This window comes from Peptoniphilus duerdenii ATCC BAA-1640 (assembly GCF_000146345.1).
Classification (GTDB): domain Bacteria; phylum Bacillota; class Clostridia; order Tissierellales; family Peptoniphilaceae; genus Peptoniphilus_B; species Peptoniphilus_B duerdenii.
In genome coordinates this window covers 1,015,497-1,025,632 of the sequence record NZ_GL397071.1, presented here as the reverse complement: position 1 = coordinate 1,025,632, position 10,136 = coordinate 1,015,497, and the positions used below count along the sequence as shown (strand labels likewise).

General features: G+C 35.5%; 11 protein-coding genes. 2 read left to right on the top strand and 9 right to left on the bottom strand.

What is annotated here, in order from left to right; all coding sequences use genetic code 11:
- The first annotated feature begins 393 nt into the window (after positions 1–393).
- Positions 394–663, top strand: coding sequence for a putative signal transducing protein (locus HMPREF9225_RS04555; protein WP_008901772.1), 270 nt, complete (start codon positions 394–396; stop codon positions 661–663).
- 91 nt (positions 664–754) lie between these two features.
- Here HMPREF9225_RS04555 and HMPREF9225_RS04550 read toward each other — a convergent pair whose 3' ends face one another.
- The 9 genes from HMPREF9225_RS04550 to HMPREF9225_RS04510 all read right to left on the bottom strand — a co-directional run bounded on the left by HMPREF9225_RS04550 (position 755) and on the right by HMPREF9225_RS04510 (position 7,637).
- A complete protein-coding gene (locus HMPREF9225_RS04550) occupies positions 755–1,297 on the bottom strand; it encodes a DUF6648 family protein (protein ID WP_008901771.1) in 543 nt (180 codons plus the stop codon).
- 99 nt (positions 1,298–1,396) lie between these two features.
- The gene (locus HMPREF9225_RS04545) at positions 1,397–1,822 is read right to left on the bottom strand and encodes a hypothetical protein (protein WP_008901770.1); all 426 of its coding nucleotides are present in this window, start codon (positions 1,820–1,822) and stop codon (positions 1,397–1,399) included.
- The gene (gene mnmL, locus HMPREF9225_RS04540) at positions 1,819–2,736 is read right to left on the bottom strand and encodes a tRNA modification radical SAM protein MnmL/YtqA (RefSeq protein WP_008901769.1); all 918 of its coding nucleotides are present in this window, start codon (positions 2,734–2,736) and stop codon (positions 1,819–1,821) included. The genes HMPREF9225_RS04545 and mnmL overlap by 4 nt, the downstream gene beginning before the upstream one ends.
- A complete protein-coding gene (locus tag HMPREF9225_RS04535) occupies positions 2,726–3,163 on the bottom strand; it encodes a peroxiredoxin (RefSeq protein WP_008901768.1) in 438 nt (145 codons plus the stop codon). Before HMPREF9225_RS04535 ends, mnmL begins: the two co-directional genes overlap by 11 nt.
- Positions 3,163–3,507 (bottom strand): DUF1292 domain-containing protein, encoded by a 345-nt coding sequence (locus HMPREF9225_RS04530; RefSeq protein WP_008901767.1) that lies wholly within the window; start codon positions 3,505–3,507, stop codon positions 3,163–3,165. The genes HMPREF9225_RS04535 and HMPREF9225_RS04530 overlap by 1 nt, the downstream gene beginning before the upstream one ends.
- A gap of 8 nt (positions 3,508–3,515) precedes the next feature.
- On the bottom strand, positions 3,516–4,973 hold the full coding sequence (locus tag HMPREF9225_RS04525; protein ID WP_008901766.1) for an aminoacyl-histidine dipeptidase: 1,458 nt from the start codon (positions 4,971–4,973) through the stop codon (positions 3,516–3,518).
- A gap of 72 nt (positions 4,974–5,045) precedes the next feature.
- A complete protein-coding gene (gene msrA / locus HMPREF9225_RS04520; RefSeq protein ID WP_008901765.1) occupies positions 5,046–5,516 on the bottom strand; it encodes a peptide-methionine (S)-S-oxide reductase MsrA in 471 nt (156 codons plus the stop codon).
- 1 nt (position 5,517) lies between these two features.
- On the bottom strand, positions 5,518–6,849 hold the full coding sequence (locus HMPREF9225_RS04515) for a GTP pyrophosphokinase (RefSeq protein ID WP_008901764.1): 1,332 nt from the start codon (positions 6,847–6,849) through the stop codon (positions 5,518–5,520).
- Between the two features lie 32 nt (positions 6,850–6,881).
- A complete protein-coding gene (locus HMPREF9225_RS04510) occupies positions 6,882–7,637 on the bottom strand; it encodes a peptidyl-prolyl cis-trans isomerase (protein WP_040551319.1) in 756 nt (251 codons plus the stop codon).
- A gap of 249 nt (positions 7,638–7,886) precedes the next feature.
- Here HMPREF9225_RS04510 and glmS point away from each other — a divergent pair, with 249 nt between their 5' ends.
- Positions 7,887–9,716, top strand: a complete 1,830-nt coding sequence (gene glmS, locus HMPREF9225_RS04505; RefSeq protein WP_040551318.1) for a glutamine--fructose-6-phosphate transaminase (isomerizing) — start codon at positions 7,887–7,889, stop codon at positions 9,714–9,716.
- The last annotated feature ends 420 nt before the right edge of the window (positions 9,717–10,136 follow it).

Sequence of the window (10,136 nt, the reverse complement as noted above, 5' to 3'; positions counted from 1 at the left end):
ACTACGCTCAAACAGTGGAAAATTTCTTAACGCCGAAAGCAAAAATCACTTGTAGTGGCATATATTAAATCTATAGTAGACATTGATTAAGGATTCTATGGGATAGGTCAGTTGGTAAGACTTGCTCTTCACGTGTTATACCCATTCGACTCAAATGACTCAGCCTTTGGCTGCGTCATCTTCGCTCAGGGTGACTGTAGTTGGGAGGTAGTCTTACAAATAGTCCTAAAGGAAGGAAGTCACCCTGAGCGGAGACGGTGGAGTTTTAACGGAACCGTCGTAGTCGAATGGGTATAACTCTGGTGTGGTTAAGTTTGGATGATTATTTATTTTACTTCCACGTTTGATTTTTATTTTCCATCTTTCTGGGTATAATTTTACTGAGGTGATTGTATGAATAATGATCCTAAATTTATTAAACTTGTTACTGTTTCTGACAGAGTTAAGTATGATCTTATTACTTCTATGTTTGAAGAGGATAAGATTCCTTATATCGTCAAAGATGACGAGGCTGGAAGCATCATGAGAATTATCGGTGGTTCTAGCATCTATGGCGCTACTATTTATGTGCCGGATTTTATCTATGAAAAGGCTAGAAATCTCGTTGCTGATGCTTTTGAAGGTATAAAGTTCGATAATTACGAGCCCGAGGAAGAAATTTAATACAAAAAATTTTATTTTCCTTATTTAAAATTTTCCATTTAATTTATTATCCCGATTTTTATCGGGATTTTTTGTACAAAAAAAGGTACCTCTAGTACCTTTCGTTTATATATCCGTCGATTAATGATGCTCTCAATTTCTCGTCAAATATGGATTTTTCTTTTAATTTTTCGATTATTCGTTCTGATTTTGTGTGAAAGATTGCTTCTTTTTCGTCTTTTACTACTATTTCTACCAGGGTATTCATTAGTGATTTTGAGTTACACTCCACATAGTAGCCTTCGATTTCTTTGTAATCTTTTAGTCTTAGTATTTCTAGGATTACTCCATCTTTTTGGTCATAGTAGTTGTTTGAGATGTTTAGACAGTCATTGTAATTTCTTTTTTTCTTCTTATCAAAACGATAAGACGATGCCAACATCCGGTAGTACTTAGCAACCGCGTTGTAGTACTGGTAGTTATACATCGCCTTTTCATAGCTGTTAATATTTATATATGGACCTCTCATTTTAAGGACGAAGTACTCGTAATTTAATTTTAGAAATTCTTTTTTTGTAATTATTTTTTCTTCGTACTTTTTAATGAGGTTTGACCTATGTTCGAAAAAATTTTCAAACCAGTTTTCCGACTTCATTATAATATAAATGACAATCCTTGTACAAGAAGTGGTAGGACCATGGCAATTATTAGTACTACTACCACGACTCTTACCAATGTCTTATTGTCCTTCATTTTATTCTCCTGTTACTTCTAGAGAGTTTTCTTTTAGATAATCTGTTACGTCTGCTAATTGATATTCTGCGTTAATGTAGATTTCTCTGTCATTTAGTCCTGGTACTTTTGATAGTTCTTTGTGTAGTTCTTCTAGTGATTCTACGTTTATGTCTAGTGCTTTGTATAGTCCATCTACGTAGATTTTTTGAAGGTCAAAGTCCATTGCGCATAGTCCACAAATGAATCCATAGAATGAGTTTAGTGTTTCAATTTTGTAGTCTGTTGCGTTTATTAGTCTTATATTGTAATCAAGACTGAAGATGTGATCGTCATCTACGTCTACGAATGCAATGTTTCCATTTCCATTTTTTAGATCTTTGTTAGCTTCTTCAATTAGCCATCTTGTCTTACCTACGCCTTTTGCGCCTAAAATAAATTTAATCATTTTGAATCTTCCTTTCTCAGTTGACCTTGGTAATAGCCTTCTTTTTCCATTTTTTCTATTATTTCATCTCTAATCTTCCACCAGGATGTGTCCCAGTTGCAAAACAGAGTGTTCTCCTCTGGTGCTCTACCGAGTAGTCTTCCGATTACAACTTTTTCATCCAAATGTCTTAAAAATAGTATTACTCTATCTACGTATTCTTCCTTTGAGATCAGTTCCACTTCGCCATTTAGGTACATCTGTCCCAGTTTTGTGCCTTTTAATATATATAGGGCGTGGACTTTTACTTCATCTACTTCTAGTACCGAGATTATGTTTGCACTTTCTATTGCATCTAAATCGTCATCGTAGGGAAGATTTAATATTAAATGGGTTGATATTCGAAGCCCTCTTCTTTTTATTCTTTGTACTGCGTCTATATAGTCGCTTAGGAGATGACCTCTATTTATCTTTACTAGTGTGTGGTAGTTGGGAGTTTGAAGTCCTACTTCCAATGTTACCATGTACTTTTCATTTAATTTTTCCAAATAGTCGAGATGCCCGTCGGTTAAGAAGTCTGGCCTTGCGGAGATATTTACGCCTACTATCCTTTCGCTTGCCTTAACTGCTTCTTCTATGGTTTTTTTGAAATTTTCTAGTTCCATGTAGGTTGCTGTATAGTTTTGAATATAGGCTATGAATTTATGAGCATTGTAGCGATCTTCTATATGAGCTATGTTTTTCTGTACCTGCTCTTTTATGCTACCTTCTCTATTTTCAAATGATCCGCCTTCTTCTCCACAGAATATACATCCGCCTACTCCACAGGTTCCATCTCTATTTGGACAGCTTAGTCCTTCTACTTTTATCGGGATCTTGTATACTTTTTCGTGAAATTTCTCTCTTAAAAATTTGGAATACTCATTATATACCATTTTTTAAATATTCCAGCACCTCTTCTGGGTGTGTCTTAGCTTTTACATCTCTAAATTCTTTTACAAGTTTACCTTCTTTGTCGAAGATAAATGTAGATCTGATGGTACGGATTACATCTTTGCCGTACATCTTCCCAGCTTTTAGTACGTCGAACTCCCTATGCACTTCCCTTTCTGGATCTGCTAGTAGCTCGAATGGGAGATTTAGTTTTTCTTTGAATTTTATGTGACTCTTCACAGTGTCTTTGGAAATTCCAACTACTTCTGCCCCTAGTTTTTTAAATTCATCATACAAATCGCGAAATCCTTCTGCTTCTACTGTACATCCGCTGGTGTTGTCCTTTGGATAGAAGTATAGGATAAGGGTCTTGCCTTCGAAGTCCTTTAGACTTAGTTCACCCTTTGTAGAATCTAATTTAAAATCCATTATTCTTCATCTTCCTCTTCTTCGATGATTGTATCTAAGAAGTCTAGTATTCTTTCGTATTCTTCGTCTGATTCGATTTGGTGAAGAGCTACTTCATCATCTTCTAGTTCTTCGTATCCGAAAACGATGATTTCATCTTCTAGTTCTCCTGACATTGGAACTAGTGCAATATATTCGTTTCCTTCAAATTCGAAAACCCCTAGAGCTTGACATTCAAGTTCTGTATCGTCTTCTAATGTTAGCACCATTGTTTCAATTTCTTCATTTTCTAAATCGTGATCATGGTCATGGTCATGTCCGCAGCCACATCCGCAACCGCAGTCTTCGTGATATACTTTTTTCATATTTCCTCCTATTTATCTTTTGTATTTTTTAAAACTTCTTTTAAAAGTTCATATACTCTCTTTGTTGAGCTGATGGAGAGACTTTCTCCAGGTGCGTGTATCCCTGACATGCTAGGTCCTATGGATACCATGTCTATACTACCTATAGTTTCTTTAAATATCGCACATTCGAGACCGCCGTGGATTGCATAGAATTCAATGTTTTTGTTGAATAGTTTTAAATATGAATCTGCAACTAGATCTCTCACTTCCGAATGGTCTTCATATTGCCATTCTGGATAGCTGGATACGACTTTATATTCTGCTCCAAATGCTTCTGCAAGTATCTTATTCTTGTCTGATAGAAATTCTTTTAGACTTCCTCTAGATGATCTAAGGGTAGAGATGATCGTAAGTTCGTCATCTTCTTCTCTTATTACTCCTAGGTTTGAGCTAGATTCCACAAGTCCAGGAATGTCTTTTGAAAATGTCAAGACTCCGTTTGGAATTACATTTAGAACTGAGATGACTTTGTCCTTTAGTTCGTCTTTGTAATGGTATTTTTCCTCTTGTGAAGCTTCGAAGTTGAGCCTTACATCTGGATCAATTTTACCAAGTTCCTTTACATATTCTGCGTTAAGTCTGATTATAAGAAGTCTTACTTCGTTTAAATCTTCTGGCTTTATGGCAAGTTTTGCAGATGCTCTTCTAGGAATTGCATTTTCTTTTACTCCGCCATTTATGGAAATTAGTTTGATATCGAATTTTTCATTTAATCTGTATAGAGCCCTTGCAAGTCTCACAATAGCATTGGCATAGCCTTTGTCGATGCTTGTGCCACTATGACCGCCTTTAAGTCCGCTGATTGAAAGTTCGTAGAAATCTCTTGTATCTTTGAATTCTTCCCTTTCAATCTTGTAGATTAATAGTGATCTTTGACCTCCTGCACAGGCGACTGTAGCCACTCCTTCTTCTTCAGAGTCAAGATTAATAAGTCTTTTCGCTGTAAGTGGACTGCTATCCAAATTTCTTGCACCGGTCATGCCAGACTCTTCGTTGGTGGTGAAGAGACATTCGAGCCTTGGATTTTGTAAGTTTTCTTCGTCAAGTAAGGCAAGCATCATTGCGACTGCTACCCCATTATCTGCTCCAAGGGTGGTTTCTTTAGCTATGATTAGGTCCCTATCAACTATAAAATCTATAGGATCTTTTGAAAAATCGTGTTTGCTTTCAAATATTTTTTCACAGACCATGTCCATATGGCCTTGCAAAATGATCGGCTCCACATCTTCGTATCCAGGAGATGGTTTCTTTACAATGATTACATTGTTTGCCGAGTCTCTATAGTGTTCTAGATCTCTATCCTTTGCAAATTTACATAAATAATCTGCTATCTGTTCTTCATGCATAGAACATCTAGGTATTTTAGTAATTTCTTCAAAGTAATAGAAGAGTTTTGCAGGTTCTAAGTGTTTTAGTTTTGACAAAAATACTCCCCCTTCTATTTAATTATACTCTAAAGTAAGTCACTATTCACCTACTTTGTATAATTTATTTTTCTAAAGCTTTATATGACAATAGCCATCTGGATTTTTGTCCAGATAATCTTGGTGATATTCCTCCGCTTCGTAGAAATTTTCAAGCTTCATAACCTCTGTTGCAATTGGCATTTTGTAGTCGCCCTTTACATTTTCTATAAATTTTTCGATGGTTTCTCTATCGCCTTCATCAGTGTAGTATATTCCAGATCTATATTGACTTCCTATGTCCGGTCCCTGTCTATTTATAAGTGTTGGGTCGATTACTTTAAAGAGTGCTTTTAAAATCTCTTCCAAAGTTATTTTTTCTTCGTCATATATAATCTTAACCGTTTCTGCAGCGTCTGTTCTGCCGGTGCAGACTTCTTTGTAGCTTGGGGACTCCATTCTGGAATTGGCATAACCAACTTCTGTGTCAACTACTCCGTCAATCCTCTTGTAGTAGGCTTCCACTCCCCAGAAACATCCTCCTGCTAAATATATTTCCTTCATCTTATTTCACTTCCTTTAGGGCATCTATCGCTTCATCCAAGTCGTTCTTTTCAAGTATATCTTCCACACTTTCAATGGTATCTTCAATATACTTTGGACTTAAATCTAAGATATATTCAACTGATAGGTTCTCAGCAAAATTGTCCGCAACCTTTTTAAGAAGTATATCTTCCACTTGTCTTTGGATATTGTAGTCGATGTCCTTATCTTTAAATACATCTATGAATACGAGAGAAAATTTATATCTTAAGAAATATAAAAATTCTTCGAAACTTTCTGCATTTGATCCTTCTTCTATGATGAATATGATTTTGAAAAACATATTCCAGAAGAGATCTTCGTTTATTACATTTATTAGACTTTCCCCTACGGATCTGGTGAAACTATCCACATATGTAGGCGGTCTGTCAAAGGTAATGTAGCTTTCTAGATCCATTTCCATATTGGAAATAGATGTGATTCTATTTAGAAGTTTGATAAACTGATCTCCATAGGAGAGTTCCTTTTGTTTTACGCACTTCATAAATAGGTAGTCTACGATTACGTCAGTGTTGTTTTTAAAATTTATAACTATTCCCAGCTCTTCTCTCACCTTGGTGTTAAACACGTCGTGGATAATCTTGGATAGAAGTATTTTAAGTTGCTTCTTGTTATCTTCATAGTTTTGAGCATCCATACTTTCCACGTGGTTGTAAAGAAGCATAAGCTGAGTATCAATCATGATTAGGTTCGTCCTTATGGAACCTAAAATATCCCTGAAGAAATTTTCAGTGATCATGTAGTTGTAATTTTTATATAGGACCTTGTGATCGATTTCTCCCCAGAATACATTGACTATTGACTTAACTTGAAGTTCAAAGCGTAGGTTTCTACCACTTTTAGTCTTGAAAAGTCCGTCAATCTTGTAAATTCTAAAGCCGTTTTTTTGAATCATCGGCTGTTTGTCTGAGAGTTTAAGTAGGATTCTTCTGTCGATATTATTGGTATTGTAGTCATTATCTATGTAGACACAGAAAATTTCCTTAATCTTATTAAAGATATCTACTTCATCTTTGTTAAATCTACATTCGATTCTAATACCGATTAAATCCTGCATCTCTAGAAGTGTTTCTTCCGGAGACATCCTGTCTAGATAATAATTATTTCTGACGATTTTCTCTTTTACAGAGGATCTACTTTTAACTCTGTAAGAAATATTTACAAATCCCTCTTCCTCTTGAAATTCTTTTCTAAAGAAATTTGAAATATCTCTAGAGGCATCTAGCAAAAGATCGTAGTTCTTTCCTAAGCAAGAAAGAGTTTCATCTATAAAATTAAAAAGTTGTAGTTTCATATACTCCTCCGCTTACTTTATACCCAAAGAGCTTAGTTGCCCTTTGAGTTCTTAGTAACATTGTATTTTTTGTATAGTCTTTCTACAGTGTGTTTATAAAGATCTTTTTCTTTTTCTCTTCTTACAAGTCTTTCGATGTCCGGTTTAGCTTCTTCAAAAGTTCTTACGGATTCATCGTTCTTGTTTGTAACTTTTATGATGTGGTATCCAAACTGAGTCTTAACAGGATCAGAAATTTCTCCTACTCCCATGTTAAAAGCAGCATCTTCGAATTCTTTTACCATTTGACCCTTTGTGAACACGCCTAGATTACCACCATTTTCTTTAGATGGACAGTTTGAATATTCTTTTGCAAGTTCTTTGAAATCTGCTCCATTATTTAATTTTTCTTTAATTTCCTTAGCAACAGATTCATCTTCAACTAAGATATGTGAAGCTTCTACAGAAGCGTTGTTCTTGAAATTGTCCTTGTGATTATCGTAGTAATTCTTTAGATCTTCGTCAGTTATCTCAACAGTTTCTAATAATTTTCCAAGGGCATAGGATTTTAAAAGAGTTTCCTTTGTCTTTTCCAAAACTTTTACAAAATCTTCGTCCTTGTCCATTCCCTTTTCGATAGCTTCCATGTAGATCATCTCTTGGTAAATGAGCTCATCTACAACTTGATCCATCATATTGTTTTGAGTAAAGTACATCCTCGTATTTGGATCTAGTTGGGATAAAAATATATTTAAGTCTTCGTTTGTTATTTCTCTATCGTTTACTTTTGCTAAAATTTCTTTATTCATGTTACCTCCTATATGTGAATATTCTATCATTTATAGCAAAACTCTTCAAGATACGAAGCTTTTGTGGTAAAATAATTTAACAGGCAAAAATCTTGAAGCGCCAGAACCTTTTTGGTTGACGAGGAGTGAGATCATCGAAAATTCGGCGGATGTCTCAAAGGTACCACAGCCTAAGTGCCATACAAATATGCGAGTAATCGCAAAACAAAATTGGCAAAGTGGGGCCGAGTAAATTTATCGGAGGTAATTATGTGCGGAATTGTTTGCTATGACGGAAAACAAAATGCATTAGACATAATTGTTAATGGATTAGAAAAATTAGAGTACAGAGGTTATGACTCTGCTGGTATCTCAGTCATCCATGACGGAAAGATAGAAACCATAAAAAAAGCAGGAAGACTAAATGTACTTGAAAATGAAATAAAAAATAGAAATTTAAAATATGTACCTACAACAGGAATCGGACACACAAGATGGGCAACCCACGGTGTCCCAACGGATGAGAACGCTCATCCCCATGTATCCATGGATGGAGTGATTTCAGTAGTACACAACGGAATAATCGAAAACTACATGGATTTAAAAGAAGAACTACTAAATGACGGTTACAAATTTAAATCAGACACAGATACAGAAGTAGTAGCAGGAATAATTGCAAAGTACTATGAAAATAATCTTTTGGATACAGTCCTAAAAGTAAGAAAGATGCTTGAAGGATCCTATGCAATTGGAATCCTATCCAACCATGATCCAGATACACTAATAGCTATGCGTCACGATGCGCCGCTAATCGCAGGACTAACAGAAGACGGCATCATCGTAGCATCAGACATCACATCCATTATCGAATATACAAAGAAAGTAATCTTCTTAGAATCAGGAGATTTAGTATATTCAAACAAAAAAGAATATAAAATCTTTGACAAAAATGACAAGGAAGTAGAAAGAGAAGTAAAGATTATCGACTGGAACTACGAAAAGGCAACCAAAGAAGGTTACGACCATTTCATGATCAAGGAGATAAACGAACAACCTAGAGTAATAAAAGAAGCCATCTCTCTAAGAGTAAAAGATGGATTTATAAACTTAGAAAATGGATTTACCAAAGAAGAAATCGAAAAATTCTCAACCATCTACGTAGTAGCGTGCGGAACAGCACACCACGCAGGAGAAGTAGGTAAATTTGCAATCGAAAAATTTGCAAAGCGTCCAGTGTATGCAGAAATCGCATCAGAATTTAGATACCAAAATCCATTTATAGATGAAAATTCGCTTTTAATCGTAGTATCTCAATCAGGAGAAACAGCAGACACATTGGCAGCAATAAAAGAAGCCAAGAAAAGAGGAGCAAAAGTACTATCAATCACAAACGTAGTAGGCTCATCCATAGATAGAGAATCAGACAAGACTATCTACTGCTATGCAGGACCAGAAGTGTCAGTAGCATCTACAAAAGCTTACACAACACAACTTGTAGCACTATACTTCTTGGCACTAGACTTCGCATACAAAACCGGCAAGATGACAGAAGAAGAAGTAAGAGAAGTAATAAAAAATCTAAAATTAGTACCAGAACAAATAATAGAAATTCTAAAAGATCACAGCACAATAGATGAAATCGCAAAAGAAATAAAAGACGCAGAATCATCATTCTATATAGGACGAGGCATCGACTACCTATCAGCAAAAGAAGGAGCCCTAAAACTAAAAGAAGTCACCTACATCCATGTAGAAGCATTCCCAGCAGGAGAACTAAAACACGGATCACTAGCACTAATCGAAGATAGGACACCGGCATTTGCAATCGCAGGAAATAAAGAACTCCTACCAAAGACACAATCAAATATCAAAGAAATCTCCGCAAGAGGAGGATGGGTGTACGGAATAGGAATCGATGACGATTTAGAAATGTTAAAAACAACCTGCAGAAAAGTAGTAATCCTACCAGAAAATATGGATATACTAATGCCAATCCTAACAGCGATCCCAATGCAACTACTCGCATACTACACATCAGTAGCAAAAGGAATCGATGTAGATAGACCAAGGAACTTGGCAAAATCCGTAACAGTTGAATAAAATTTAAAAAATTTAGTGAGGGTATCCTCACTATTTTTTTGCGTGGAAAAAAATCAACCAAACTTAGCCCCACCAGGGTGACTGTATTACTTTAGGTTATCCTTTTAAATAAAATTTATAGGTGGTCGTCACCCTTAGCGAGGAAATTTATTTCCGAGTCGAAGGATCTGACCTATATTTAACCCATCTATTCCAAAAAAATATTATAAAATACCTTTACAATTGCGGTCACCCTGAGCGAACGAAGTGAGTCGAATGGGTATAAGCTATATTTAACCAAGTCAAAGCAAGTAAAAAATTTCAAAGATTATTAAAGTTAATGTAAATAAATATCCAACACTTCTTTAAAACCAATTCTTTCTTCTTCAAATCTTTTTTTTACGAGGGAGAGGGAGGGAATTAACGTCTCTCGAAAAAACT

What these genes read in the sequence shown, in the direction of transcription:
- msrA (WP_008901765.1), bottom strand. Translation starts at nt 5,516, where the DNA reads ATGAAGGAAATATATTTAGCAGGAGGATGTTTCTGGGGAGTGGAAGCC.
- HMPREF9225_RS04530 (WP_008901767.1), bottom strand. Translation starts at nt 3,507, where the DNA reads ATGAAAAAAGTATATCACGAAGACTGCGGTTGCGGATGTGGCTGCGGA.
- HMPREF9225_RS04550 (WP_008901771.1), bottom strand. Translation starts at nt 1,297, where the DNA reads ATGAAGTCGGAAAACTGGTTTGAAAATTTTTTCGAACATAGGTCAAAC.
- HMPREF9225_RS04515 (WP_008901764.1), bottom strand. Translation starts at nt 6,849, where the DNA reads ATGAAACTACAACTTTTTAATTTTATAGATGAAACTCTTTCTTGCTTA.
- mnmL (WP_008901769.1), bottom strand. Translation starts at nt 2,736, where the DNA reads ATGGTATATAATGAGTATTCCAAATTTTTAAGAGAGAAATTTCACGAA.
- HMPREF9225_RS04555 (WP_008901772.1), top strand. Translation starts at nt 394, where the DNA reads ATGAATAATGATCCTAAATTTATTAAACTTGTTACTGTTTCTGACAGA.
- HMPREF9225_RS04545 (WP_008901770.1), bottom strand. Translation starts at nt 1,822, where the DNA reads ATGATTAAATTTATTTTAGGCGCAAAAGGCGTAGGTAAGACAAGATGG.
- HMPREF9225_RS04535 (WP_008901768.1), bottom strand. Translation starts at nt 3,163, where the DNA reads ATGGATTTTAAATTAGATTCTACAAAGGGTGAACTAAGTCTAAAGGAC.
- HMPREF9225_RS04510 (WP_040551319.1), bottom strand. Translation starts at nt 7,637, where the DNA reads ATGAATAAAGAAATTTTAGCAAAAGTAAACGATAGAGAAATAACAAAC.
- glmS (WP_040551318.1), top strand. Translation starts at nt 7,887, where the DNA reads ATGTGCGGAATTGTTTGCTATGACGGAAAACAAAATGCATTAGACATA.